The organism is Amycolatopsis sp. MtRt-6 (assembly GCF_017308975.1).
Lineage (GTDB): Bacteria > Actinomycetota > Actinomycetes > Mycobacteriales > Pseudonocardiaceae > Amycolatopsis.
Window position 1 is genome coordinate 105,444 of the sequence record NZ_JADWPD010000029.1, and the last position, 26,129, is coordinate 131,572.

The window sequence follows — 26,129 nt, forward strand, 5'->3', positions numbered from 1 at the left end:
AACTCAGGTCAGCCCGTTCTGGCGGGCCACCACGACGGCCGAACGCCGGTTGTTCACGCCCAGCTTGCCGTAGATCGCCCGCACGTGCGTCTTCACCGTGTTGACCGAGACCGTCAGGTCCGAGGCGATCTCGTCCAGGGACCGCTGGGACGGCAGGCGTTCCAGCACCACCTGCTCGCGGTCGGTCAGGCTGGTGGCCGGGGCGTGCGGGACGAGCCTGCCGCGGACCGCCTGGGCGAACCGGTCGAGCGAGCCGAACCCGCCGCAGTGGTCGATCAGCAGGTGCCCGACCTGCGGCTCGGCGAGGGCGAACGGGCGCACCAGCCCGTTCGGCCGGGCCAGGGCGAGCGCGCGGTCCAACGCGTGCAGCGCCTTGGTCCGCCGGTGGGACCGCAGCGCCAGCGCCGTTTCCGCCAGGCACCGGTCGACCGGGGTGGCCGGCAGCAACGGCGTCGCCACGGCGGTGTCGCGCAGGACCGCTTCGGCCGCCGCCGGCTCGTCCGCGGCCAGGTGAGCGCGGACCCGCAGGAGGGCCAGCTCGCCGCTGCCCGGCAGCCGCTCGTGCACCCACGCGAGTACTTCCGCCGCGTGCGCGCCCTCGGTGAGGACCAGGGCCGCGTGGTACTCGGCGACCCCGCACACCGCGACGAGCTCGGCCGGCAGCTCCAGGCCGGCGAGCCGGTGCCGGGCCACGCGCATGGCCTCGGAGCCCGCCGTCCGGTCGCCGTCGTCGAAGCGCACCATGCCTTCGAAGAACCCGCGCAGCGGGGCCGGCAGCGGCGTGCCGCCCGGCACTTCCGCCGCGGCCGCCTGGGCCAGCTCGCGCGCCGCGGCGACCGGCTCGGCGCGCATCAGGTCGTCGTAGGCCAGCATCAGGTGGCACTCGGCCACCCCGGGGGACCGGCGCCAGCCGTGCCGGCGCGCGACGGCGAGCGCGCCCGTGCAGGCCCGCCGCATCGCCGAGTGGTCTCCGCCGACGGCGGTCGCGACGGCCAGCGCCAGCCTGCTGTGGAGCACGAGGTGGTCCAGCCGGTCCCGCTGGGCCCGGCGCAGGGCTTCCTGCCCCTGGGTGACGGCGTGCCGCCCGGCCCCGCGGTGCAGCGACCGCCACGCGCGGTCGAGGGTGACCCAGGCGTCGAAGCCGGGCACCCGGTTCACCGGAAGCCCGTTCTCCGGCGGGCGTTTCCCGGTGACCAGCGCCAGGTGCCGGACGGCGAGGGGCCACAGCTCGTGGTCGTGCTCCGCCGTGCCGAGGTCGGCCGCGGCCGCGGCGGGCAGGCCGCGCTGGATGTTGTCCAGCGCCGACGCCAGCCGCAGCGGCGGGCTCGCGGCGACCGTCGCGGCGCCCAGGTAGGTGAGCGCGATCCGCACCGGCTCGCCGTCGCCCGCGAGCACCTGGCGCACGGCGTGCTCGCGCGCCAGGACGAGGACGCGCTGCCGGTCGCGGCCCGCCACGGCGTGCCGGAGCGCCTCCCCGAACCGGCCTTCGCCGGCGTACCAGCGGGCGGCGATCCCGTGCAGCCGCAGCACCCGTCCCGGATCCTGCCTGGCCAGCTCGGCCCGCAGGAACCCGCGGAGCAACGGCGGCAGCCGGTAGGTGCCGGCGGGCGTGCGCGTGACGAGCCCCATCGCGCGCTCGAGCTCGTCCAGCCGCGCCCCGGCGTCCCCGCGTCCGGACAGCCGGACCGCGAGCGTCGCGCTCACGGCGTCGCAGACACCGAGGCACAGCAGCAGATCCGACGTCGCCGTGGGCAGCCGGGCGAGAACCTCGTCGGCGAAGAACCGGGCCACGGCCCGCTCGTCGCCGGTGACGGAGGCGACGAGCGCGTCCGCGTCGTCGGCTTCGCGCACCGAAACGGCCGCCCAGCCCAGTGCCGCGGCCCAGCCGCCGGTGCGTTCGGTGAGCTCCCGGACGCGGTCGTCGCTCACCGTGCTTCCGGTGGCCCGCAGCAGGTTCGCCGTTTCCCGCGCGGTGAACCGGAGTTCGGCCGCCTCCACCCGGGACAGCACGTCCTCGACGTGCAGCCGGGCCAGCCGCAGCCGCGGCTCGACCCGGGTGACGAGCACCAGCCGCACGGCGGCGGGCAGGTGGCGGGCCAGCGCCGCGAGCGCGGCCAGGGGTTCCGGGTGGGAAATCTCCTGCAGGTCGTCCAGCACCAGCCGGACCGGCCGGGCCGGTCCGGCGAGCGCGTCGTCCAGGTCGGCCAGGAAGCCCCGCCGCCGCCCGGCCGGCGGCGGGCCGAGCCGGTCCAGACCACGGTCGCCGGGCACCGCGGGACAGCGGCGCAACGCGCAGAGGATCGCCGCCCACAACCGGGATTCGTCGTTGTCGTCCTCGTCGAGGGACACCCAGGCGACGTCGTGGCCGTCGCCGGCCCAGCCGGCCACCGCGGTGGTCTTGCCCGCCCCGGCCGGCGCTCGGACCACGGTGACGGGGCGGGTGGTGGCGCGGTCCAGCACCGCGGCCAGGCGGGGGCGGGGGACGAAGCTGCCCGGCAGTCGCGGCACCGCGACCTTCACCCCGGGGACCGGCCGGAACTCCGGCGTCGTTCGATCGGGCACGTGAACCTCTCGGCTGTCGGGAGAATGCGCCCCGGATCCGCGGTCGACGCCGGGCGGAGGCCACGACTGTACTGATCACCGGCCCGCGACCGGGCTCGCGGGGTCACCAGATTTCGTAGGTGGCTTCGTCGCCGTGCACGATGACGGCCCAGATCACCAGGACGTCGAGGGCGATCACGAGCATGCCCCAGAAGGGGTACGCGGACAGGAAAGCCAGCTGCGCCAGCGCGTTGAACCCGGCGAGCGCGACCGTGACGACCCGCGCCCACGTCGATCCGGTGAACAGCGCGATGCCCGTCAGCACGACGAGGACGCCCACGATCAGGTGCACCCAGCCCCAGCCGGCCAGCGTGAAGACGAGCAGCCCGGACGGGCCGATCACGTAGTAGTCCCGGTCGAACAGCGCGACCACGCCTTCGACCACGTTGAACAGTCCGGCCAGGACGGTGATCGTCCCGGCGAACCAGATCCAGCCGACCCGCCGCGACCGCGCGACGGCCCGGTCCGGCGGGAGCGGCGCCTGTCCGGCGGTGGCCTGCGTCCGGGGCTGCCTGGGTTCGGTCATGATCCTCTTCCTCGTTCCTCGGGTGGGCTGCGGACCCGGGCGATCATGGTCGGTCGCCGGTCCGCCGGGCCTCGCCCGCCCCAGGTGAGATCGGCCGCTTCGCTCCCGGGCTCACACGGCGTGGGCGATGCCGCCCGCCCGCGCGGGGGAAACAGTGCGGCTCGACCACCGATCCCCGCAGACCGAGGAGGACGTCATGTCCACGTTGACCGTGTGGCGGTTCCCGACCGTCGAAGGTGCCGAAAACGCGCTGGATCTGCTCCGGCAGCTGCAGAAGCAGCAGCTGATCTCGATAACCGACGCGGCCTACGTGACCTGGCCCGAAGGCCGGAAGAAGCCGAAGACCACGGACCTCGGCAGCCTGACCGGCGCCGGCGCGCTGGGCGGGGGCTTCTGGGGCCTGCTGTTCGGCCTGATCTTCCTGGTGCCGCTGCTGGGCATGGCCGTCGGCGCGGCGATCGGCGCGCTCACCGGATCGCTCAGCCACGTCGGGATCGACCCGGAGTTCATCGCCACCGTCCGGTCGCAGGTCACGCCGGGGACGTCCGCGCTGTTCGTGATGTCCGGGGAGACCGTGCTGGACCGGGTCGTCGAGCCGTTCAAGGAAACCGGCGCCACGTTGCTGAGCACGAACCTGTCCGACGTGGAGGAAGCCCGGTTGCGCGAGGCCTTCGGCGAAGCACCGCGGTGATGATCACGGGCGGGACCGCGGCGGCGCTGCCCGATCGCGCACACCCACCGCTTCGGCGGAGCGTGGCTGTGATGATCACGGGCGGGACCGCGGCGGCGCCCCCGAGCGCCGCCGCGGTCCCGTGGGAGGTGCGCGCGCTCCCCCGAGAGCGCCGCCGGGCAGTCCCGGACGGGATGGCGGAGCGCGGCGCCGGGCCGGGCCGGGCGGGGAGATCCCGTGGCGCACCCGCCGGGGTGCCGGCCGCGCGGCGTCCGCTCCGCCATCACCGCACCTCCACGGCACACCCTGCGGCCCGCGCCGCCGCCGGTCGTCACCCGTGGTGGATGACTCCCCGCTTCACCCCCGGCGGGCGACGCCCCGGCCCGCGCCGCGGCCGACGATCCGTCCCATGACTCTCACCGACAACGAGACCGCGGCCCCCGACGTGCGGATCGCCCGGGCCCGCGCCGCGCGCGCCGCCGTCCCGGCGGACGGCCACGCCGAGTTCCCGAGCCCACTGCGGCGCGCCGATCCGCTGACGCTGCTGGCCCGTCAGGACCGCGACCGCGTCCCGGAGCTGCGGCCGCTGCGCTACGGCCGGATGGCCGCCTCGCCGCTGGCCTACTTCCGCGGTGCCGCGCTCCCCGCCGCGGCCGACCTCGCGCTGACCCCGCGGACCGGGTTCGGCGTCCAGGCGTGCGGCGACGCCCAGCTCGCCAACTTCGGCCTCTTCCCCGCCCAGGGCCGCCGGCTCGTGTTCGACTTCGCCGACTTCGGCGAAACCCTGCCCGCGCCGTGGGAATGGGACGTCAAGCGGCTGGCCGCGAGCTTCGAGGTCACCGGCCGGGAGAACGGCCACGCGGCGGCCCCGCGCCGGCGCACCGTGCTCGCCGCGGTCGAGGCCTACCGCCTGGCGATGCACGACTTCGCGCGGCGCACGCCGCTCGACATCTTCTTCGCCCCGCCCGACGCCCGGACGCTGCAGGTGGTCGCGGCCCACCGGCTGGGCCCGCGGCGCGGCGACGGCGTCCGGCGGTGCACCGAAATCCGCGACGGGCACCTGCGGCTGGCCGCGCGGCCGCCGTCGCTCGTCCCGGCGGGCCGCCTCGCCGGCGACGGCGACCCGGCGACGTTGACCGAGCGCCTCGGCGTCGTGCTTTCCCAGTACCGGCGCACACTCGGCCCCGCACGCAGAGCGCTGCTGGACCGCTACCGGCTCGCCGACGCGGCCCGCGCGGTGACCGGGCCGGGTGACGCGGGCACGCGGTGCTGGGTGGCCATGCTCGCCCACACGGGCACCGGGGATCCGCTGCTGCTGCAGCTGAAGGAAGCCCGGCCGTCGGTGCTGCAGGAGTACACCGGCGCGAACGTGCCGGGCGGCCCCGGCCGGCGGGTGGTCACCGGCCAGCGGCTGATCCAGGCGACCGGCGACGTCTTCCTCGGCTGGGCCCGCACCGCGGGGTTCGACGGCCGGACCGCCGACTTCCACATCCGGCGGTTGCGCGACGACCAGCCCGGTGGCGACGTCACCACGATGACCCCGGACATCCTGCGGGCGCACGCGCGGCTGTGCGGGTGGACACTGGCCCGGGCGCACGCGCGCACCGGGGACGCACTCGCGATCGCCGCCTACTTGGGCGCCGGCCCGGCGTTCGCCGAAGCCGTCCGTCAGTTCGCCGTCTCCTGCGCCGACCAGAACGAACGCGACCACGCCGCCCTGCGGCAGGCGATCCGGCTCGGGCACGTCACGGCGGCCGCCGCGTCATGACGGCAGTTCCCGGACCCGGTGCACGGATTGCACGTGCATCCCGAGCGCTTCGAGCTGCCGCAGGATCAGCGGAAGGCTTCCGGGATGGGCAACGGTGCCGAAAACTATCGTCTCCGGCGGCACCGGCACGACGAGCACACCGCGGAAATCCTCGACTCCTTCGGCGGCCCGTTCCGGAATGGCACCACCGCCGCGGAAGACGTAATTCGCCGCGGCCACGCTCGCCCGGCTCACCGGGCGTCCCGGCGCCGGCCCGCGGCGAACCACGCGTGGGCGACGATCGCCGCGTCGAGCAGCAGCACGGCCGCCGACCAGCCGCGGGTGGGCAGGAAGACCAGCCGGGCGACCAGGTCCGCACCGGCGCGGACGCCGGTCCGCAGCTCGGGCGCCGGGCTCAGGGCGGACAGCGCGACGGCCAGCCCGAGCAGCACCGAGCCGGCCCCGACCCGGCCGGTCCGGACCACGTCGAAGACCACGAGCTCGGCCGGCCCGAGCCAGCAGAACCGGGAAACGGCGAATCGTTCTTTCCCCGGGGAATCTCCACGATTTTTCACCCGGTCCACGATTGTGCCCGCCCCCGTTGTTCTCTTCGCCCGCAGCGGGTGAGCCGGGCAATTGCGTGGCAGGATCCGCCGGGATTGTCTTGCGAACCGATCGAGAAGGAGAACGGACATGCGGCAATGCCACGACGTCCCGACCCGAAGACGGGTACCGAGCGCCAAGATCACCGTGCCCAGCCCGCCGGCGGACTTCGTTTCCCGGCCGCGGCTGCGCAGCGTCCTCGACGGAGCGGGCGAAGCGGCCATGGTGTTCGTCGGGGCCCCGGCCGGGTTCGGCAAGACGCTGCTCCTGGCCGAGTGGGCGCGGCACCGCGACGGCGACGCGGTCGCCTGGCTGTCGGCTGACGCCGACGACAACGACGACCGGCTCTTCTGGAGCGCGGCCCTCGAAGCCCTCGGCCGCTGCGGCCGGATCCCGGACGGCAACCCGCTGCGGCGGCTGGCGGTTCCCGACGCGCCGAGCACCGACCTCACCTTCCTCGCCCAGGTCGCCGACGCGCTCGACACGGTGCCCGAACCCGTGGTGCTCGTCCTCGACAACGCTCAAGAGATCACCTCCCCCGGCCCGTGGCGGGGGTTGCGGGCGCTGGTCCGCCACCAGCCGGCGGGCCTGTGCCTGGCGGTCGCGAGCCGGCGGGAACCGCCGTTGCCGCTGGGCCGGGCCCGGCTCGCGGACCGGCTCGTCGAGGTCGGTGCCGCCCGGCTGCGGTTCACCGCCGAAGAGGCGGGCGCCCTGCTGGCCACGGCCGGCTCGGCGATCCCGCGGGACCAGGTCGGCCACCTGGTCGCCCGGACCGGAGGCTGGCCCGCCGGGCTGCGGCTCGCCGCGGCGTCGGCGGCCCGGCACGGCAGCCTGCGGGACTTCTGCGCCGGCCGCGACAGCTCCGTGCTCGGCTACCTGACCGACGAGGTGCTCGCCGCCCTCACCCCGCCGCAGCGGGAACTGCTGCGGACGATCAGCATCTGCGACGACGTCCCGGCCGGGCTGGCGCCGGAGCTCTCCGGCCGGGTGGACGCCGAGGCCCTGCTGCGCGAGCTCGGCGAGCCGGCCACCCAGGTCGTCGACTCCGGCGGCACCCCGCCGCACCACCAGGTGCTGCCGGTGCTGCGCACCTACCTGCGCGCGGACCTGCAGCGGCGGGCGCCGGACCGGACGCGGACCCTGCACGCGAAGGCGGCCCGCTGGTTCGCCGAGCACGACCGGCCCGCGCCGGCGCTGCTCCACAGCGTCCGTTCGGGCCGGCCCGAGCGGGTCCGCGAGCTGCTGCGCGAGCACGCCGTGACGCTGTTCCTCGCGGGTGAGCACCACGTCCTGCGGCTGGCGCTGGCCCTGCTGGAGGACCGCCGGATCGCCGTCGACCCGCCGGCCGCGCTGGTCTCGGCCGGGCTGTATCTGGAGGCGGCCGAGCCGTCGGCGGCCGGCCTGCAGCTGGCCCGGGCGGAGGCGTCGTGGCCGGACCGGCCGACGGCGGAGCTGACCGTGCTGCGGCAGCTGACGTACGCCTGGCTCGACCGGCTCGACCACTCCCCGGCCCCGGCCGCCCGCCGGGCCGGGCAGGTCGACGAGGAGCTGGCCGGCGGCGCCGGGCTGGGCGCACTCGCGACCCTGCACCGCGCCGGCGTCCTCATCGCCCGCGACGAGCGCGAGGCCGCCCGGGAAGCCCTGCTGCGCGTCCTCGGCACCGCCGAGCGGGTCCACCAGGACTTCACGGTCGCCCAGTGCCTGACCCTGCTGGCCGAGCTGGCCTGCCACGACGGCGACTACCGGGCGATGGAGACGCTGGCCCGCCGGGCCGGCGCCCGGCTGCCGCACCGGGATCCGCCGCGGTCGCTCCAGGGCGCCCAGGCCGGGGCGCTGCTGGCGTACGGAGCCTTGCTGTGCGGCGAGCCGGCCGACTGCCTCAAGCACACGAAGCGGATCGGTCAGCTGCTCGGGGACGCGCCCGCACGGGCGGCCAGGGAGCTGCGGCTGTTCGCCGAAACACTGCGGGGCGCCGCGGAGTTCGAGCTCGGCGGCTGGCACGCGGGGCTGCGGCGGATGCGCCGGGCCCGCACCCGCCTCGGCACCGGACGCGCCTGCCCGACCGGCCACGCGGCGTTGTGCGCGGTCCTGGAACAGCGCGCCGCGCTGCGGCTGGGCGCGGCGGGCCAGGCCAGGGAGACGGTCCGCTGGGCACTGCCGATCCTCGCCGGCTCGGGTGAGCTGCAGCTGATGCGCGCCCGCACCCAGCTGCGGCTCGGCCGCCACCACGCGGCGACGTCGGTGCTGCGGTCCCTGCTGGACGACGAAGCACCGATGGAGCTGGCGTGGGCCACGATCGAGGCGTCGCTGATCGGGGTGCAGGCCGCACTGGCGGCCGGCGCGGCCGAGCGCGCGGCCCGGCTGCTGGACGAGGCCCTGCGCGCCGCGGAGCCGACCGGGGTCCGGTTCCCGTTCGTGTTCGCCCCGCCCGAGCTGATCGGCTTCCTGACCAGCAGGCTGGGCGGACTCGGCGCCGGCGAGCGGTTCGCGGGCGAGATCCTGGCCGTGCGGCAACGGCTGCGCACCCCACCGATGCCGGCACCGCTGACCGAACGCGAGCGCAGCGTCCTGCGCCTGCTGCCCACCCAGCGGTCGATCGACGAGATCGCCCAGGACCTGACGGTCTCGCCGAACACGGTCAAGACCCACGTCCGCGGCATCTACGCGAAGCTCGACGTCCGCAGCAGGCGCGAGGCCGTGGCGATCGCACAGGAACGCGGGCTGCTCGACGCCGAGGTGGCCGACTTCACGGTCTGAGCGGCGGTTCCCGGCCCGGGCCCTGCCGCCGGTGTCGGGGGGAGAAGAAGAGGGGGGGGGGGGATCGGGTGGTGGGGGCGGGGCCGGTGCTACGGGGCCGGGCCCCCGATCCCCGGACGAGGAGATGTCATGGCACTGGCGAGCGCGGAGTACCCCTTCCTGAACCTCATGTGGACGATGCTGGTGTTCTTTCTGTGGGTCGCCTGGTTCTGGCTGCTGTTCGTGGCCTTCGGCGACCTCTTCCGCCGCACCGACGTGTCCGGCTGGGCCAAGGCCGGCTGGACGGTGCTGCTCATCCTGCTGCCCTTCCTCGGCATCCTGCTCTACCTGGTCACCCAGGGCCGGCACCTCCTCGAGCGGCAGCGGGCCCGCGAAGCCGCGTCGGCCACCACCGGCGCGGCGCAGATCGCCGAAGCCCGGCGGCTGCTCGCGGAGGGCGTCATCGACGACGCGGAATACCAGGCGCTCAAGCGGAAGGCGCTCGCGCGGTGACGCGCCGGTGGCGGTTCGTCCACCTCGCGGTGCTCCGGCCGCTGCTCACGGTCACCGCGCTGGTCTGCCTCTACTACCTGCTCCCGGTCGACCAGGCACTCCAGCCGTGGACGGCGGTCGTCTTCGCCGCCGGGCTCGGCCTCGTGGTGCTGCTGGTCGTCGGTGAGGTGCGGATGATCCTGCGCTCGCCGTTCCCGGCGTGGCAGGGTGTCCAGGCGCTGGCCCTCATCCTCCCGCTTTTCCTGCTGCTGTTCGCCGACGGCTACTACGTGCTCGCCCGGGACGGCGCGGGCGCGTTCGGCACGGCCTTGACGCGCACCGACGCGCTGTACTTCACGGTCACCGTCTTCACCACCGTGGGCTTCGGCGACATCGCCCCGATCGCCACCGGCGCCCGGGTGCTGGTCACCCTGCAGATGATCGCCGACCTGGTGGTGCTGGGCGTGGTCCTGCGGGTGATCGTCACCGCGGTCCAGTCCACAAAGGACGCTTCACTCGGGCGGCAGCAGCAGGGCCGCGACCAGCCCGGCCACCGCGACGACGCCCAGGGTGGTGAGAGCCAGCGCGAAGGAGCGCCCGCCGAGGTGCGGCGTGCCGGCCAGGACGGACCCGGCCAGCGCCGTCCCCACCGACGAGCCGAGATTCGACACGCTGCGCGACACCCCCGAGATGTCGCCCTGCGCGGCGTCCGGGAAGCGGGACTGCACCAGGTTCACCGAGGCCGTCAGCATGATCCCGACGCCGGCGCCGAGCAGGAAGAGGCCGGGCACCGCGCTCGCCACGCCGGAGTCGGCGCGGACCAGCAGCAGCACGAGGACCAGGCCGGCGCCGGCGAGGAGGAAGCCGCCGCGGACGAGGCCACGCTGCGAATGCCGGCGCGCCAGCCGCCCGGCGGCCGCCGACGCCCCCAGGATGCCGATCGTCGCCGGGGTCAGCATCAGCCCGGTCCCGATCGCGTCGTAGCCGCGGACCTGCTGCAGGAAGACCGCCACCACGAAGAACGACCCCTGCAGGACGAGCCACTGCACGTGCTGGGTCAGCAGGCCGAGCCCGGTGCCGCGGTCGCGGAAGAGCCCGGACGGCACGAGCGGCTCCCGGCCGGTCCGCTCCCGCACCCGGACGTGCGCGAAGAACACGACCAGGAAGGCGGCGCCGATCCCGGCGAACAGCCACACCGGTGACGCCAGCCAGCCGTAGGTGCCCGCCTGCAGGACGCCGAAGACGACGAAGAACAGCCCCGCCGCCGAAAGCACCGCGCCGGTGACGTCGAACCGCCGCGTGCGCGCGGGCGGCGGCGGTTCGACGATCCGCAGCGCGAGCAGGACGATCACGCCGACCAGGACCACCTGCAGGAGGAAGGACGCGCGCCAGCCGAGCCACGTCGTCACCAAGCCGCCGACCAGCGGCCCGGCCGCGGCACCCAGCGCGCCGGCACCGCTGACCACGCCGAAGGCCCGCGCGCGGGCCGTGCGGTCGCGGCTGGTCACGGTGACCAGGATGTAGATCGGCGGGATCATCAGCGCCGACCCGATTCCTTCGAGCACCGAGTACCCGGCGATCAGCAGGCCCGGCCCCCGCGCGGCCGCGGCCAGCAGCGCGCCGGTGCCGTACACGGCCAGCCCCGCGAGGAAGCAGCGCTTGCGGCCCAGCAGGTCGCTCAGCTTGCTGCCGGGCACCATGAGCGACGCCATCGTCAGGGTGAACACGGTGATCGCCGCCTGCACGCCGAGCACCGTGGTGCCGAGATCGGCGGCGATGGCGCTGACGGCCACCGTCATGGTGGTGGCCGCGTAGCTCGCGACGAACTGGGCGAGGGCCAGGGGCAGCACGATCATCGGCGGGCCTTCCTGCTCGGGTGGCGCCCACCGTGGCCGCGCGGCGGCCGGGCCACCTCACCCGGCGGGGATGAGGCAGCGCGGCCGGGCCCGGGCGACGGTGCACCGAGGAGATCCCGCTGCCCCCAGGAGGAACGATGACCGAGACCACGATCGCCGAGCACGGGCTGATCGGTGACCTGCAGACCGCCGCTCTGGTGACGACCGACGGGTCGATCGATTGGTTTTGCACCCCGCGCTTCGACTCGCCGTCGGTCTTCGGCGCACTGCTCGACGACGAGCGCGGCGGCCGGTTCCGGATCCGCCCGGCCGGCGCGTGCGCGAGCTCGCAGATGTACCACCCGGACACCGCGGTGCTGATCACCCGGTTCGCCGGCCCGGACGGCCTCGGCGAGGTGGTCGACTTCATGCCGCCGGCCGGCGGCACAGCCACCACCCGGCACCGGATCGCCCGGCTCGTGCGCTGCGTCCGCGGCCGGATGACGTTCGACGTCGTGGTCGCGCCCCGGTTCGACTACGGGCGGCGCCCGCACCAGGCGATGCTCGTCGCGAACGGCGCCGTGTTCGTCGCGCGCGAGACTTCCCTGACGCTGCGGGCGGTCCGCGAACCGGGCGACGAGCACCTGGCCGAGGTGCGCGTCGAGGGCGGGGACGTGCACCTGAGCCTCACCCTGTCAGCCGGCCAGGTCCGCGGGGTCGTGCTGGAGACCGACGCCGCCGAGCCGCCGCGGGAGATGCGCGTCGCCGAGTTCGAGGAGCTCTTTCAGTCCACTGTGGACTGGTGGCGGGACTGGCTGGCCGGCTCCACCTACCGCGGCCGCTGGCGGGAGATCGTGGCCCGCTCCGCGATCACGCTCAAGCTGCTGACCTACGCGCCGACCGGCGGCCTGGTCGCCGCGCCGACCCTCGGGCTGCCCGAGGAGCTCGGCGGCGAACGCAACTGGGACTACCGCTACACGTGGGTCCGGGACGCGTCGTTCTCGGTTTCGGCGTTGCTGTCACTCGGGTTCGCGGAGGAGGCGACCCGGTTCGGGAACTGGCTCGGCGACCGCATCCGCGAAGGCGGCGGCGGGCCGAGCGGGCCGCTCGCCGTGCTCTACCGCGTGGACGGTACGACGGACCTGCGGGAGGAGAGCCTCGCGCACTGGTCCGGGTACCGCGGGTCGAGCCCGGTCCGGATCGGCAACGACGCGGCCGGGCAGCTGCAGCTCGACATCTACGGCGAAGCCCTCGACAGCGTCTTCGCCGCCGACCGCGCCGGGTTCGAGCTCCCCCACCAGGGCTGGACGGCCCTGCGCGCGACCCTCGACTGGCTCGGCGACCACTGGGACCAGCCCGAGGAGGGGATCTGGGAGACCCGGGGCAGCCGCAAGCGCTTCACCTACGGCCGGCTGATGAGCTGGGTCGCGTTCGACCGCGGCATCCGCCTGGCCGCCGCCCACGGCCGGCCGGCGCCGGTCGAGGACTGGACGTGGCAGCGCGACAGCATCCACGGCCAGCTCCTCGCCCGCGGCTGGCACCGGACGCGCAACGCCTTCGTCCAGCACGACACCGGCGAGGAGCTGGACGCGTCGCTGCTTCGCATGCCCCGCACGGGCTTCCTTCCGCCCAAGGATCCGCTGTGGCTCTCGACGCTCGACGCGATCCAGGCGGACCTGGTGACCGACAGCCTGGTCTACCGCTACGACCCGGCCGGGTCCCCGGACGGCCTGGCCGGCGCCGAAGGCACGTTTTCGTTGTGCAGCTTCGCCTACGTGGACGCGCTGGCCCGCGCCGGCCGGCTGGAGGAAGCCCGCACGGCGTTCGAGAAGATGCTCACCTACGCCAACCACGTCGGGTTGTACGCCGAGGAGATCGCCCCGACCGGCGAGCAGCTGGGCAACTTCCCGCAGGCGTTCACGCACCTGGCGCTCATCGACGCCGCGGTCACCCTCGACACCACCCTCGGCTGAGGCGCTACGGCCGGGGCCGCCGCAGGAAGCGCAGCGCGACGACGATCGCGGCCACCACGCCCACGACGGCGACCAGGATCCACACCCACGCCGGGACGCCGGCGCCGATGTCGCTCGCGGGAGCCGGTGTCGGCGCCGGCGTCGCGGCCTCGGTGGTCGCGGCGGCCGGCGACGGGGGCGCCGCCGCGCTGGACGACACCGGTGCGGTCAGCGTGAAGTGCACGGCGGCGGTCACCTTGTCGCCGTCGGCGGACACCACCTTGTAGGTCAGCGTGTAGGCACCGGCCGGGCCGGCCGGGGTCACCGGGGCCGAGATCACCGCGTCGACGACCGACGGGGTGCCGACGGCCCACTTCGCCCCGTCCGGGCCGGTGACCGAGAGGGGGTCCGGCTGCAGGGTGACGGGCTCTTCGAAGGTGAGCTCGATCTTCCGCGGCGGCGCGGCCAGGCTGGCCCCTTCGGCGGGCGAGCTCGACTTGAGCTCGGTGTGCGCCGACGCGGGCCCGGCCACCAGCAGCACGCCGGACAGCGCGAGCACCAGGGCACCGAACAACCGGGCGATCTTCATGCGAGTCCCTCGATCCGACGACGTCCGTACCGGAGCAGTCTGGCAGCCCGCCGCACGGCGCCGCGGCCGGCCACCGTCACCGGATCGGCTGATCCGGGAACCGGCCGGGGTTCCCGTCCGACTACTCGGCTGCCGGCACCGACGACGAAGAGGAGCCCGACCGTGACCGCACCTTGGCGCCACATCGCGACGTTCTGCGGGCAGTGCAACTGCGGCTGCCCGGAGCTCCACGTCGCCGACGACGCCCCGGCCGAGCGCCGGATCGTCATCACCGACGACTTCGGCCAGAAGATCGAAATGAGCGTCGAGCAGCTCGAGGTCCTGGTCGCCGACATCAAGGCCGGGGTGCTCGACCAGCTCCTTACCCCGGCCTGAGTGCGGTCAGGGCGACACCTCCACCTCCATTCCCATGATCCGCGTGGTGCGGCGCCGCCGGAGCCAGCCGCGGGCCGGCGTGCCGTCCGGCACCTCGGCCAGGAACGCCCTGCGCTGCGCCGACGTCGCCGAGCGCCAGCGCAGGGCCAGCACCGGGCGGACCGGCGCGATGTAGGCCCGCACCCGTTCGTGGGCACCGGCCAGCCGGGTCTCGTACTCGCGGTCCGGCCGGTAGGCCAGTTCCAGGTCGATCAGCGGCGCCGCGCCGCCGGCGTGGTGGTGGCAGCGCGACAGCATCCGCGCGAGCTCGTCCATCGCGCCCCGCACCCGGCAGGGCATCTGGTCCTGCCAGCGGCCGAGCGGCGGGACGGTCGCCGGCGCCGCGGTCACCTCGTCGGCGAGCACGACCAGGGCCCGGACCGGCGACCCGGCGAGCTCGACGCGGATCCGCCGCCCATCGGCATCGACGAAGAACCGCGGCACCCGGCCGGCCACGACGCTGCCCGACCGCCGCCGCACCCATTCTTCGACGGAATCGGGCGACGGACAGGACGACACGAAAGTGAACGCCAGCTCGTCACCGGCGAGGGTCATCGTCACGGGGAACAGGGAGCCGATGTCGTGCACGAAAGCCGAGCCGACGACGAGTGCGGCGCGGGAGCCGCCTCCGCTCATCCCGGGTTACACCTGCAGATCGGTTTCGATGCGTTTGAGGTAGTGCCGGGCCAGCGCCAGGTTCGCCCGGTCGCGGTCGAGCACCAGGTACAGGAACAGCGAGTTCCGGGAGCTCACCGAGTTCAGCAGCCGGATCAGGTGGTACTGGCGGTGCAACGTGATCAGGATGTCCTCGATGGTGTCGTTGAGCGCGAGCGAGGACATGACCCGCAGCTTCGACCGCACCACCTCGGTGTTGCCCGCGGCCGCGACTTCGAGGTCGAGCCAGTCGCCACCGCCGGCGGTGCCGAGCGACATGCCGCTGTCGTAGTCGACCAGCGCGACGCCGACGGCGCCGCTGATGGACATGGCTTCCTTGAGTGCCGTGTCGATGTTCATCATGGGTGCTGCATCCTTTCCGTGGACGGGTAGGTCGGCCGGGTGCTACGCGGCCAGGATCGAGCCGATCCGTTCGATGACGGGCCGGGCTTCGAAAAGGAGGCGCCCGACGTTGAGGCCCTTGTCCCCCAGCACGACCATCAGCGCCAGCCGCCCGATGGCGTAGACGGCCATGTAGCCTTCACTGCCGAAAACGACGGTCTGGTGCAAGGTGCCCTTGCCGGTGATTTCCGCGGCTTGCCGCGCAATCCCCAGATCAGCCGCGGCGAGCGCCGAGACCTTGGCCGGATCGATGTGATCGGCAGCATCGGCAATGATCGGAATCCCATCGACGGCGGCCAGCACCGTGTCGGTCACACCAGAGACGTTTTCCCGCAGGTTCCGCAGCTCGCCGGCCAGCGCTTCGAAGTCCAAGACTCTTTCTTTCTGCATCGGAATGAAAAAGGCGAGTGGCGCATAATCAACCATTCGGGTTGCTCAGCACGGCGCGAACCTTACCGTCGCCATTACTTTTCGCCAACAGCACCCGAGCCTGAGTTTTAGCATCACACGATCGAGTGAAAGAAATATTAACTCGTAACAGAAACAAGTGACGATGTCCATTGATCACGCGATAATGGAATTCGATGTTCGACGTTCCCGGGCGCGCGGCAGGAAAGGCCACGATGCGAAGAACCCCGGCGAGAGGCGCACGCCACTGACGCGAGCGGCGTCCGAGGGCGGCCCCAAGCGCCCCACCCCCGGACACGCAGAGCGACAGGAGGTGGGGCGGCTCACCGCACACCGCCGCGCAAGGCGGGGCACGGCTCACGGCACACCGCAACCGCAGGAAGCAACCCGCGACGCGAACCAGGCCCCCGGCCACACCCCCCCTGCCGACCCGATACGCAGCCGCATCAGCGGCCGTCACGCCGGGTCAAGGCACGCTTTCCCGCCTTGACGCGGCGTGACGGCCGTTGAACAATCCGGCGATCGGGTCGGTGGAACCACGAAAGACCACTCAAGAGACCCCACGGACCAGATGGCGCAAGCAGCACGGAACGCCAACAGAGAGTCGCTACCAGCGATCATCCACGGAGCCCACGCCCGGCGCCTGCTCGAGAACACTGCCGACGCCGACGAGAAAGGATCAACGCAACGGCTCAAGAGCCTTCGCCAGCGGCTCCAGCACGGCCGGCGTGTGCGGCGGCGGCAGATAAACGATCGCCAGGTCGAGCCCCACCTCCCCCAGCGCCTCGACCTCAGCCGCGACCTTCGCGTAGTCGAGGTCCGGATCGAGGCGGACGTGCGACGACAGCGTGATCTCGGCCGGGTCGCGACCGACGTCCGCGCAGTGGCGGTGCAGGACGTCACGCTTGCGGGCGAACTCCTCCGGCTGGCCGCCGACGAAGTTCCAGTGCTGGGCGTACTTCGCGGTGGTGCGCAGGGTGCGCTTCTCGCCGCTGCCGCCGATGCAGATCGGCGGGTGCGGCCGCTGGACGCCCTTCGGCTCGCAGCGCGCGTCGGTCAGCTGGTAGTGCTCGCCGTGGAACGTCGTGGTCTCCTGCGTCAACAACCCGACGAGGACCTCGCAGGCTTCCTCGAACCGGTCGCTGCGCTCCTTGATCGAGCCCAGCTCCATGCCGTACGCGCCGGATTCCTCTTCGTTCCAGCCGGCGCCGACGCCGATCTCCAGCCGCCCGCCGGAGACGATGTCCAGCGTGGCTGCCATGTTCGCCAGCAACGCGGGGTGACGGTAGTGGATGCCGCTGACCAGCGTGCCCAGCCGCAGGCGCCGGGTGGCCTGCGCGAGCGCGGTCAGCGTCACCCAGCCTTCCAGGCACGGTCCGGTCGAGTCGGAGAAAATGGGGTAGAAGTGGTCGAAGGTCCAGCCGGACTCGAACAGCTCGATCTCGTCCGCGGCCTGCCAGACGGCGAGCATGTCGGCCCATTCGGTGTTCTGGGGCGAGGTCTTGATGGCGAATCGCATGATCTTCATCGTAACCCTGGAGTTCCTCCAGAACGCGACGTCGCCCGTCGGCGTCGAGGCCGTTTTTGTCGGTGCTGCCCGGTAATGTCCTCCTCGTGAACGCTCAGGAACGCATCCAGGAACTCGCCGACCGCGTCATGGTGCTGCGCGACGCCTACTACCGGGGGTCGCCGCTGGTGGCCGACGCGGAGTACGACGCGGTCGAAGACGAGCTGCGGGGCCTGATCGAGGCGCACCCGGAGCACACGCCCGACCCGAACCCGCTCGACCAGGTCGGCGCGCCCGCGGTGCTGCACGCGCCGATCCGGCACTCGCGCCCGATGCTGTCGCTGGAGAAAGCGACCAAGTCCGAGCAGGTCGAGGCGTTCTTCGACCGCTTCCCCGGCCAGCCGGTGGTGGTCATGCCGAAGCTCGACGGGCTGTCGCTGGCCGTCGTCTACGAAAACGGACGGCTGGCCAGGGCGGTCACCCGTGGCGACGGCACGACCGGCGACGACGTCACCGTGCTCGTCCGCGCGCTGACCGACGGGATCCCGGAGCGGGTCGACGCGCCGGGCCGCATCGAGGTCCGCGGCGAGGCCGTCATGCTGCGGTCCACCTTCGCCGCCTACAACGCCGCCCACCCGGACAAGCCGCTGATCAACCCGCGCAACGCCGCCGCGGGCACGCTGCGCGCGAAGGATCCGGCCACGGTCGCCGAGCGGCGGCTGCGGTTCTTCGCCTTCGACCTGCACACCGAGCCCGACAGCGCGGAGACCGACCTCGGCAGCGCGCTGCACACGCTCGGCTTCACCGCGGCCGACATGCGGCGCTGCGCCGACGCCGCCGCGGCGCAGGAGGTGATCGGCGAGATCGAGCGGCAGCGCAACGACCTGGACTACGACCTCGACGGCGCCGTGCTGCGGCTGGCGAGCCGCGACGCCTACGCGGCGGCCGGCACCCGGTCGAGCTCGCCGCGCGGGGCGCTGGCGTTCAAGTTCGCGGCCGAGGAGAAGACCACCGTGCTGTCCGATGTGGTCTGGGACGTCGGCAAGACCGGCAAGATCGCCCCGGTCGCCTGGCTGGAACCGGTGTTCGTCGGCGGCGGCACGATCACCCGCGCGACGCTGGCCAACCAGGAGGTGATCCGCGCCCGCGGCATCAAGATCGGCGACACCGTGCTGGTGCGCCGCGCCGGTGACGTGATCCCGTTCGTCGCCGGTGTGCTCGACGCGTCGAAGCGCACGGGCGCCGAGCGGGAGATCGTCCCGCCGAGCGAGTGCCCGTCGTGCGGGCAGCCGCTGACCGAGCAGGGCAACAGCCGGGAACTGTTCTGCACCAACGTTTCCTGCCCGGCGCAGACCGTGCGCCGGCTGATCCACTGGGCGTCGCGGGCGGCGGCGGACATCGACGCCATCGGCGGCGTGTGGATCGAGCGGCTGGCCGAGGCCGGGATCCTGGAGCAGCCGTCGGACTTCTACGGGCTGACGAAGGAAAAGCTGCTCGAGTTCGACCGCATCGGCGAGGTCTCGGCCACCCGGATGATCGAGTCGATCGACGCGAGCCGCGCGGTCGGCCTGCGCCGGGCGCTGATCGGGCTGGCGATCCCGATGGCGTCCGAAGGCACGGCCGCGCGCCTGTGCCGGGCCGGGTTCGGCTCCCTGGAAGACGTCGTGGCGGCGGGCGTCGACGGGCTCGTGGCCGTGGAGGACATCGGGCCGAAGGTCGCCGCGTCGCTGATCGAGCACCTCACCCGGCTGCGCCCCGAGCTCGAGCGCCTGCGGGAGGTGGGTGTTTCGCTCGACGTGCGCGAGGAGGACCTCCCGCCGATGGTCGCGGCGGGCGCGCCGCTGGCGGGCAAGACGGTGGTGGTCACCGGCGCCATCAGCGACCCGCGGTCCGGGGAGAAGGTGCCCCGCCCGACGTTCCAGCGGCTGTGCGAGAAGGCGGGTGCGACCACGGCGACGTCGGTCTCGGCGAGCACGGACCTGCTCATCACCGGCGCGGACGTCGGAGCGAGCAAGCTGACGAAGGCCGAGAAGCACGGCGTCGAGGTCGTCGACCAGGGCGAGATCTGGCAGCAGCTGATCGCGGCCGGCATCGTCTAGCCACGCCCTGTCGCGGGTCACGGACGCAGGTCGCCCAGTCGTGGCAGTCGCCGAAGCGCGACACTGGACGCGGGTAGCCCGCCTCGTCCGAAGGGATGCACGATGACCACGCCGCCGACCGACCAGGCGCTCGACCGCCAGCTCCGCGTGCACGAGTTCCTCACCGCGCGGGGCTGGATCCTCGACGGCGACAGCGACCCCGGCGTGGCCTGGTTCGCCAACGACCCCCGGGCCGGCTGGCGCTACCCCGCCAGCTACGGCGGCATCACCGTCAACGACGTCGCGGACACGACACCGGTGCGGCTGCAGGCCTACTTCACGTTCGGCGAAGACGGCGAAGAGGTGTTCGCTCTGGTCCCCGCGGGCAACTTGCGCGGCAACGGCTGCGCCGAGCACGACACCACCGAGCGGTTCTTCCCGTTCACCGCCGACGGCGCCGTGGACCTCGACGAGATCGCCCCGCTGCTCGAGACGTGGGAGCCGCGAGCGCGCTCGCTGGACCCGCGGGCCCTGATCGAGTGCCGGTACTTCGGCCCCTGCAAGGACTGACCCGCACTACTCTCCGCGTCGCGGCCGGGTTGCTTTTGCGTCACGCATCTCACCCCGATACACCCGGATCCGCCCTTCGACGTCCTCCTTGTGACCGTACGTAGCAGGGGGAGTGTCGACGATGAGTTCTCGATGGACACGGCGGCCGGGCACCTGGATCACCGTCACCCTCGCCCTCGTGCTGGCCGGTGTCCTGATCACGACCCTCGGCCGCGGCCACGCGCGGCCCGGCCCGGCGACCGCCGGCCCGCCTCCGTCCTCGGCCACCACGGTCCCCGAGCCGGTCGAGGACGCGGCATGGATGCGTCCGCTGCGGCCGGGTGAAAAGCCGCCGCAGTTCGTGCTGTTCTCCTTCGACGGCGCCGGCTCGCACGAACACTGGAGCCGTTACCTCTCCCTCGCCAAGTCCGTCAACGCGCACTTCAGCGGCTTCCTCTCCGGCATCTACCTGCTGACCGACGACCAGCGGTCGCGCTACACCGGGCCCGGCCACAAACCGGGCGCGGCGTCGATCGGCTTCGGCGGCAGCGCCGGGGAGGTGGCCACCCGCGTCCAGGACCTCAACGCCGCCGTCACCGCGGGACACCAGATCGGCACGCACTACAACGGGCACTTCTGCGCCGGCGCCGAGCCGGGTGTCGGCCGCTGGACCACGCCGGGCTGGACCGACGAAATCGGGCAGTTCAGCCGCTTCGTCGACGACGCCCGCGATCACCTGGGCCTGCGCCTGTCCGCCAAGGACATCACCGGCGGCCGGACACCGTGCCTCGAAGGCAACTGGGCGCAAGCCTTCCCCGCCATGCGCGCCGCCGGCTACACCTTCGACTCCAGCCAGCCGTCCGACGGTGTCAAGTGGCCCACCAAGCTGGACGGCATCTGGGAGTTCTGGATGCCCTACGTGCGGGTGCCCGCGCTGCACAAGAAGGTGATCATGATGGACTACAACCTGTGGTACCAGCTCGGCCGCACGGAGAAGAACACCGGGCGGTACACCGAGGCCACGCTCGAGACCTACCGCGGCGCGTACCGGGCGGCCTTCGACGGCAACCGCGCCCCGCTCGTCATCGGCAACCACTTCAACAACTGGGCCGACGGCGCGTTCTCCCGGGCCACGGAAGGCTTCATGGCCGAGGTGTGCGCCAAGCCCGAGACGGTCTGCGCCACCTACGCGGAAGTCACGAAGTGGATGTCACTGCAGGACCCCGCGGTCCTGGACCGGTACCGGTCGATGCCACCCGCCCAGGCCGGTTGAGCGGCGGCGGCCCCGTGCGGTGCCGGGCAGGCACGGCACCGCACGGGGTTCCCGCTCACTCCGAGCGCAGGGTGTCCAATCGGGTCACTTGCCGCAGCAGCGGCATCGTCAGCGCTGTCACCAGCAGGACCGCCGCCACCGTCGTCACCGCCAAGGCGAGCAGCACCGGGACGTCGATGATCATCGGGCGGTCGGCCAGGCGGAGGATCGGCGCGGTCAGCCCGAGTCCGGCCGCGACGGCCAGCACCACGCCGATCACCACCGGGATCGCGGTCTGCCACAGCGCGCCGCGGGCCAGCACCCCGATCGGCACGCCGGCCGCGGACAGTGCCGCGAGCGGCCGCCGCCGTTCGCTGATCTGCTCGATCGACAGCATGAGCAGGCTCATCGCGGCCACCGCCAGCACGAACAGCGACGCGGTGATCAGCACCGAACGGAAGCTCGCCACCATCTGGCTGTCGCGGGCGCGGTAATCGCCGAGGTAGTCGCTCTTGGCGACCGTGGCGTTCCACGCGAGCGGCCGCACGGCCCGCGCGACGGCGTCGGACAGTGCCTGTGGGTCGCCGGTGCCCGACACGTAGACCGAGACCGTCGAGTTCGGCAGCGCGAGACCGCCGAGCGCGCCCGGCGTGACCAGCAGGCCGCCCTCGTCGCCGCTCGGCGTGTCGCCGGGCGGCACCACCTTGATGCCGGCCGGCAGTGTCCACTCCGGACCGTCGACCGCCCGGCCGCGGACGTAGCTCTGCAGGCGCACCCGGCCGGCCGGGGCGGTCGCGCCGGGCGCCGGGGCGAAGTAGAAGACGTCGCCGTCGGCGCAGTCGCCGATGTTCGCCTGCGCCTTGAGCGCCACGCAGTCGCCGAACACGCCGAAGCCCCGCTCCGGCCCCGACCGGAACGCGATGTTGCGGGCCGGGTGCGTCCCGGTCACCCCGGGCACCGCCGCCGCCAGCTGCACCGCCTCGGCCTGGTGCGCGGCGGTCGTGACCACCCGCACCGGAGCCGCGGTCACGCCGAACGGGACGGTCAAGTGCCGGTCGGCGGCGGACAGCGAGGTGACCACCCCCTGGGTCAGGATCGTGCCGGCCAGCACGACGACCAGGCCGGACACCACCCGGCTGGCCGTGCCGCTGTCCAGCTGCAGCCGCCGGATCGCGAGCTGCCACGACGGCGGACCGCCGTGCAGCCGGCCGACGAGCCGCTCGACCAGCCACGGCAGCAGGGCCGCGACCCCCACCAGCAGGAACACGCTGCCCACCGTGAGCGCCAGCCCGGCGGCCGTGTCGCCGTCCCCGCGGTCGAACGCCAGGGTCATGGCCAGGAACAGCACGCCGATCGCGGTGATCGCCCAGCGCCACCACATCCGCCGCCGCACCGGCTTGCCCTGCCGGACCACGCCGAGCGGTTCCACGATCGTGCGGCGCAGCCCGAACAACGCCGAGCCGACCGCGAGCCCGGGCACCAGCAGCACGATCACGACGACCAGCGGCCACGACGGCACGAAGTCCTGCGGGAAGATCCGCAGGCCGAACGGCAGGATGTCCGCGACGAACGTGCGCAGCACGGCGAAGAACCCGATGCCTGCCACGAGCCCGATCACCGCCCCGACCAGCGACTCCGCGGCCGCGACCCGCTTGACCTGCCGCGCGTCGAGGCCGATCAGCCGCAACGCGGCGAGCCGGCGTTCCCGCTGCGCCGCGCCCATCCGCGACGCGGTGGTCACGAAGATCAGCAACGGCAGCAGCAGGACGGCCGCGATCGGCAGGATGAAGCCCACCATCGCCGCCGACAGCCCGACCCCGGTGTACGGCCCGCCGAACGCGTAGACCCGCGTGGCCTCATCACCTTCGGCCTCGATCTGCGCGGCCGGCGCCCCGTAGTACGCGGTGAGGTCACCGGCGTCGGCGACGCCCTGCCACGAGATCTCGCCGACGACGCGTCCCGGCAGATAGGCCGCCAACGCGGCACCTTCGGCCGACGCCAGCTTCGCGGCGAGCTCCGGCGACACGAGCAGCTCGCCCGGCGCGGGCAGCCGGTCGACACCCGGTGGCACCGGCGAGCCCGGCCCGGTCGCCGCGACCGCGGTGATCTCGACGACGTGCTCGCTGATCACCGGCAACCAGTCGTAGGTCAGCAGCGGGGCGACGCCCGCCCGCGGCTCGGTGACCGGCTTGATCGCCGCCGCCCGCTCCGACTGCGCGCCGACCAGGTGGTGGACCGCCGCCGCGGGCAGCAGCACGGCGACCGCGAGCGCGATCCCGAACGCGGTCATCGCCAGGCGCAGCAGCGCCGCGCCGGACATCCGGCCGCCCCCGACGGCCAGCCGGAGTCCCAGCACGAGATCCCGCATCACGCGACCAGCTCCCGGTCGACCGTGCGCCCGTCGCGCACCGTGATTTCCCGGTCCGAATAGGCGGCGACCCGCGGCTCGTGGGTCACCAGCACGACCGCGGCGTGCGTTTCCCGTGCCGCCTCGGTGAGCATCCGCATGACCTTTTCGCCGTTGAGCGAGTCGAGCGCGCCGGTCGGCTCGTCGGCGAAGACCACCTTGGGCCCGGTCACCAGCGCCCGCGCCACCGCGACCCGCTGGGCCTGCCCACCGGACACGTCGCCGGGGCGGCGCTTGGCCAGCCCGTCGACCTCCAGCCGGGCGAGCCATTCGGTCGCCTTCGCCTCGGCCTGCTTGCGCTTGGCCCCGGTCAGCCGCAGCGGCAGCGCGACGTTCTCGAGGCAGGACAGCTCGGGCACGAGCTGGCCGAACTGGAACACGAAGCCGAAATCGGTGCGCCGCAACGCGCTGCGCCCCCGGTCGTCCATCGCGACGAGGTCGGCGCCGCGGTAGCCGATGGACCCGGAGTCCGGCCGGATGATGCCGGCCAGACAGTGCAGCAGTGTCGATTTGCCCGACCCGGACGAGCCCATGATCGCGAGCACCTCCCCCGCCGAGACGGACAGCGCCGCCCCGTCGAGCGCCCGCGTGGCACCGAACGACTTGTGCAGGTCCGTGCCGACGAGCAACGGGGTCCCGGTCATCAGCGCACCGCCTTTTCGAGTTCGCCGAGACGCGCGGCGGTGAGCTCCAGCCACCGCAGGTCCGCCTCGAGGTGGAAGAGCGCGTGATCGCAGATCAGCTGATCGGCGAGGTCGCCCCCGTTCTTGCGCCTGGTGAGCGCCCGCATGACGTTCAGGTGCTCGCCGCGCTGGACGGTGAGCACGTCGGTGGCGCTGCGCCCGGACAGGAGCGCGAGCACGACCTTCGTGTAGAGCGTGTTCTGCAGATACGGCTGCGGGCTCTCCGGAGTGCGCAGCCACGTCTCGACGTCGGTGATCCCGGCGTCGGTGATCGTGTAGCGCTTCCGCTCCGGCCCTTCACCGCTCTCGACGCCCGCCACCTCGACCATGCCGTTGCGCAGCAGCCGCGACAACGTCGAATAGACCTGGCCGTACGCCAGTGGGCGGTCCTGCCCGAACTGCTCGTCGTACGCCCGCTTCAGGTCGTAACCGTGCCGCGGACCGGACTCGAGCAGGGCGAGCAAGGTGTGCGAAATCGACATTCCCCTGATCCCTCCTTGACCTCGGAAGCCGAGGCCGGCGATCACTATACCGGAGGTGTATACCCGCCATGTATACCACCATGGAATAGTGCGTTTCAGCAGGTCAGGGGCACTTAGCGCCGCAGCGTGCGGATGTCGCGGTCGACGGTCACGGAGGGCGGGGCGAACCGCCGCACGGCGGCCAGGACTTCCGGCCACTGCCCGCACCGGCCGAGACCGGTCAGGCCCTTCCGGGTCGGCGCGCCGGGCAGGACGGCGTTTCCGCGGAGGGCGAGCATGACGGTCGGAGTTCCGGACGTCCGGCGGGCGAGCGTCACGCGGTCGATGTGCTGCCAGGGCACCTCACGCCGGTCGCCGTCGCCGGTCACGGCCAGTCCGGCCCGGCCGATTTCCAGCCGCGTCCACGGGGTGGCCGGCGGTCGCGCTCCGTCGCGCAGGACGAGAATCGCCCGGACCGCGGCCGCGAGGGCACTGACGCTGAGGAGCCCGCCGAACACCATGCCGACCACGATGTCGAAGCCCGAAGGACTGACATTGCGGAAGGGGTCGGTGAAAGCGATCCAGGCGATGACCGCCGTGACCACGCAGATGCCGGCGGGCACAAGGGCTTTCGGCCAGGCTGCCGGGCCCGGGGGATCGAAGGCGAAGGCGCGGTGGACCTCGGCGGACGACGGTGGTGCGATCCTGGCCGGTGCCGGTGCCGGTGCCGGTGCCGGTGCCGGCGGCGTCGTCATGGCTCGCGGTGGAGCCGGATTCGCTGCCTTGGCAGGGGGTGGCGCGGGCGCCGGCTCGGGCCGGACAGCCGGGCTCGGCGCGGGGCCGCGGACCAGGGCCAGGTCGCGGACCGTGTTGACCGACCGGCACTGCGGGCGCGGCAGCCCGAGCCCGGCCAGCGCGGCGTCGGTGTGGCGGTAGATGCCCTCCAGGGTCAACGGCGCCGGACCGGCCAGCGCGTCCAGGAACGCTCCGGTGAACGCGGTGTGCCGGGAGCCGAGAGGGGCGTTCGACGGTTCGTTGGCCGTGGTCGAGGTCAGCGTGAACGTGCCGGTGAGGGCGAGCTGCCCGGCCACCAGGCCGCCCTGGCCGGCCATCGCTTCGACCGCCTGGCCGGAGAAACAGCAGTCGAGCACCAGCACCCGCGCCCTGGCTCTGGCCCGCCCGAGCTCGCGCTTGATCAGGTCGATCGGGATGGCGGTCCAGCCGGGGTGCTCGCCGCTGGTGGTGCGCAGCGCCAGGTGCAGCCGCCCGTCGTCGTCGAGCAGACCGTGCCCGGAGTAGTACACCAGCAGCAGGTCGCTCGCCTGCCTGCTGCCCGCGGCGAGGGCCGCGCCCACGTCGGGTTGGCTCGCGTCGTCCCCGAGCACGCGGCAGCCGCTCGCGGCGACCGAGCCCACGGCCGGGTCGGTGAGCGCCGCACGCAGGTCGTCGAGGTTGGCGCGCACCGCCGGAATCGGCGGTAGTTCGGCGGATTCGTAGCGGCTGACGCCGATCAGCACCGCCCGCGACGCCGCCGCGTCCGGAAACCAGGGCTCGGTCACGCCT

General features: G+C 73.4%; 23 protein-coding genes and 1 pseudogene. 10 read left to right on the forward strand and 14 right to left on the reverse strand.

The window, feature by feature from the left end; all coding sequences use genetic code 11:
• Window positions 1-3: 3 nt before the first annotated feature.
• Both I4Q55_RS36860 and I4Q55_RS36865 read right to left on the reverse strand, forming a co-directional pair.
• Window positions 4-2,562 (reverse strand): LuxR C-terminal-related transcriptional regulator, encoded by a 2,559-nt coding sequence (locus I4Q55_RS36860; protein ID WP_206794744.1) that lies wholly within the window; start codon window positions 2,560-2,562, stop codon window positions 4-6.
• 103 nt (window positions 2,563-2,665) lie between these two features.
• Window positions 2,666-3,127 (reverse strand): hypothetical protein, encoded by a 462-nt coding sequence (locus tag I4Q55_RS36865; RefSeq protein WP_206794747.1) that lies wholly within the window; start codon window positions 3,125-3,127, stop codon window positions 2,666-2,668.
• A 196-nt stretch (window positions 3,128-3,323) separates the two neighbouring features.
• On the opposite strand from I4Q55_RS36865, the gene I4Q55_RS36870 reads away from it, so the two are divergent.
• Window positions 3,324-3,818, forward strand: coding sequence for a DUF1269 domain-containing protein (locus I4Q55_RS36870; RefSeq protein ID WP_206794749.1), 495 nt, complete (start codon window positions 3,324-3,326; stop codon window positions 3,816-3,818).
• A 388-nt stretch (window positions 3,819-4,206) separates the two neighbouring features.
• Entirely contained in the window at window positions 4,207-5,565 is a 1,359-nt protein-coding gene (locus tag I4Q55_RS36875; RefSeq protein ID WP_206794751.1) for a DUF2252 domain-containing protein, read from the forward strand.
• Here I4Q55_RS36875 and I4Q55_RS36880 read toward each other — a convergent pair.
• On the reverse strand, window positions 5,560-5,799 hold the full coding sequence (locus I4Q55_RS36880; RefSeq protein ID WP_206794753.1) for a hypothetical protein: 240 nt from the start codon (window positions 5,797-5,799) through the stop codon (window positions 5,560-5,562). The two genes, I4Q55_RS36875 and I4Q55_RS36880, sit on opposite strands and share 6 nt — an antisense overlap.
• The gene (locus I4Q55_RS36885; protein WP_242547403.1) at window positions 5,796-6,119 is read right to left on the reverse strand and encodes a hypothetical protein; all 324 of its coding nucleotides are present in this window, start codon (window positions 6,117-6,119) and stop codon (window positions 5,796-5,798) included. Before I4Q55_RS36885 ends, I4Q55_RS36880 begins: the two co-directional genes overlap by 4 nt.
• 118 nt (window positions 6,120-6,237) lie before the next feature.
• Here I4Q55_RS36885 and I4Q55_RS36890 point away from each other — a divergent pair, with 118 nt between their 5' ends.
• The 3 genes and pseudogenes from I4Q55_RS36890 to I4Q55_RS49730 all read left to right on the forward strand — a co-directional run.
• Window positions 6,238-8,904, forward strand: a complete 2,667-nt coding sequence (locus I4Q55_RS36890) for a LuxR C-terminal-related transcriptional regulator (protein WP_206794755.1) — start codon at window positions 6,238-6,240, stop codon at window positions 8,902-8,904.
• A 129-nt stretch (window positions 8,905-9,033) separates the two neighbouring features.
• Window positions 9,034-9,396 (forward strand): SHOCT domain-containing protein, encoded by a 363-nt coding sequence (locus tag I4Q55_RS36895; protein ID WP_206794756.1) that lies wholly within the window; start codon window positions 9,034-9,036, stop codon window positions 9,394-9,396.
• A gap of 173 nt (window positions 9,397-9,569) precedes the next feature.
• Window positions 9,570-9,812 (forward strand): annotated as a pseudogene (locus I4Q55_RS49730) (ion channel); the annotation flags it as partial.
• A gap of 75 nt (window positions 9,813-9,887) precedes the next feature.
• Here the strand turns inward: I4Q55_RS49730 and I4Q55_RS36905 are convergent.
• Window positions 9,888-11,231 (reverse strand): MFS transporter, encoded by a 1,344-nt coding sequence (locus I4Q55_RS36905; RefSeq protein ID WP_206794758.1) that lies wholly within the window; start codon window positions 11,229-11,231, stop codon window positions 9,888-9,890.
• A gap of 137 nt (window positions 11,232-11,368) precedes the next feature.
• Here I4Q55_RS36905 and I4Q55_RS36910 point away from each other — a divergent pair, with 137 nt between their 5' ends.
• Window positions 11,369-13,183, forward strand: coding sequence for a glycoside hydrolase family 15 protein (locus I4Q55_RS36910; protein ID WP_206794760.1), 1,815 nt, complete (start codon window positions 11,369-11,371; stop codon window positions 13,181-13,183).
• 4 nt (window positions 13,184-13,187) lie between these two features.
• Here the strand turns inward: I4Q55_RS36910 and I4Q55_RS36915 are convergent, their stop codons facing one another.
• Window positions 13,188-13,751, reverse strand: a complete 564-nt coding sequence (locus tag I4Q55_RS36915) for a copper resistance CopC family protein (RefSeq protein ID WP_206794762.1) — start codon at window positions 13,749-13,751, stop codon at window positions 13,188-13,190.
• Window positions 13,752-13,913: 162 nt separating this feature from the next.
• Here I4Q55_RS36915 and I4Q55_RS36920 point away from each other — a divergent pair, with 162 nt between their 5' ends.
• Window positions 13,914-14,126: a hypothetical protein gene (locus I4Q55_RS36920; RefSeq protein ID WP_206794763.1), complete on the forward strand. Its 213-nt coding sequence runs from the start codon at window positions 13,914-13,916 to the stop codon at window positions 14,124-14,126.
• A gap of 6 nt (window positions 14,127-14,132) precedes the next feature.
• Here I4Q55_RS36920 and I4Q55_RS36925 read toward each other — a convergent pair whose 3' ends face one another.
• The 4 genes from I4Q55_RS36925 to I4Q55_RS36940 form a co-directional block, all read right to left on the reverse strand.
• Window positions 14,133-14,801 (reverse strand): hypothetical protein, encoded by a 669-nt coding sequence (locus I4Q55_RS36925; protein ID WP_206794765.1) that lies wholly within the window; start codon window positions 14,799-14,801, stop codon window positions 14,133-14,135.
• Between the two features lie 6 nt (window positions 14,802-14,807).
• Complete coding sequence (locus I4Q55_RS36930) at window positions 14,808-15,179, reverse strand: hypothetical protein (RefSeq protein WP_242547426.1); 372 nt, start codon at window positions 15,177-15,179, stop codon at window positions 14,808-14,810.
• Window positions 15,180-15,224: 45 nt separating this feature from the next.
• The gene (locus tag I4Q55_RS36935; protein ID WP_206794768.1) at window positions 15,225-15,593 is read right to left on the reverse strand and encodes a roadblock/LC7 domain-containing protein; all 369 of its coding nucleotides are present in this window, start codon (window positions 15,591-15,593) and stop codon (window positions 15,225-15,227) included.
• Between the two features lie 715 nt (window positions 15,594-16,308).
• Complete coding sequence (locus tag I4Q55_RS36940; RefSeq protein WP_206794770.1) at window positions 16,309-17,148, reverse strand: LLM class F420-dependent oxidoreductase; 840 nt, start codon at window positions 17,146-17,148, stop codon at window positions 16,309-16,311.
• A 95-nt stretch (window positions 17,149-17,243) separates the two neighbouring features.
• On the opposite strand from I4Q55_RS36940, the gene ligA reads away from it, so the two are divergent.
• From ligA to I4Q55_RS36955, 3 genes are all read left to right on the forward strand, one after another.
• Window positions 17,244-19,235 carry an NAD-dependent DNA ligase LigA gene (gene ligA / locus I4Q55_RS36945; RefSeq protein WP_206794772.1) on the forward strand — a complete coding sequence of 664 codons (1,992 nt, stop codon included), beginning with the start codon at window positions 17,244-17,246 and terminating at the stop codon, window positions 19,233-19,235.
• 102 nt (window positions 19,236-19,337) lie between these two features.
• The gene (locus I4Q55_RS36950) at window positions 19,338-19,784 is read left to right on the forward strand and encodes a hypothetical protein (protein WP_206794774.1); all 447 of its coding nucleotides are present in this window, start codon (window positions 19,338-19,340) and stop codon (window positions 19,782-19,784) included.
• Between the two features lie 121 nt (window positions 19,785-19,905).
• Complete coding sequence (locus I4Q55_RS36955) at window positions 19,906-21,036, forward strand: polysaccharide deacetylase (RefSeq protein ID WP_206794776.1); 1,131 nt, start codon at window positions 19,906-19,908, stop codon at window positions 21,034-21,036.
• A gap of 55 nt (window positions 21,037-21,091) precedes the next feature.
• On the opposite strand, the gene I4Q55_RS36960 is transcribed toward I4Q55_RS36955, so the two are convergent.
• The 4 genes from I4Q55_RS36960 to I4Q55_RS36975 all read right to left on the reverse strand — a co-directional run bounded on the left by I4Q55_RS36960 (window position 21,092) and on the right by I4Q55_RS36975 (window position 26,125).
• Window positions 21,092-23,383 (reverse strand): FtsX-like permease family protein, encoded by a 2,292-nt coding sequence (locus I4Q55_RS36960; RefSeq protein ID WP_242547428.1) that lies wholly within the window; start codon window positions 23,381-23,383, stop codon window positions 21,092-21,094.
• Window positions 23,383-24,066: an ABC transporter ATP-binding protein gene (locus I4Q55_RS36965; RefSeq protein ID WP_206794780.1), complete on the reverse strand. Its 684-nt coding sequence runs from the start codon at window positions 24,064-24,066 to the stop codon at window positions 23,383-23,385. The genes I4Q55_RS36960 and I4Q55_RS36965 overlap by 1 nt, the downstream gene beginning before the upstream one ends.
• Window positions 24,066-24,587: a PadR family transcriptional regulator gene (locus I4Q55_RS36970; RefSeq protein ID WP_206794782.1), complete on the reverse strand. Its 522-nt coding sequence runs from the start codon at window positions 24,585-24,587 to the stop codon at window positions 24,066-24,068. Before I4Q55_RS36970 ends, I4Q55_RS36965 begins: the two co-directional genes overlap by 1 nt.
• 113 nt (window positions 24,588-24,700) lie before the next feature.
• A complete protein-coding gene (locus I4Q55_RS36975; protein ID WP_206794784.1) occupies window positions 24,701-26,125 on the reverse strand; it encodes a caspase domain-containing protein in 1,425 nt (474 codons plus the stop codon).
• Window positions 26,126-26,129: the final 4 nt, after the last annotated feature.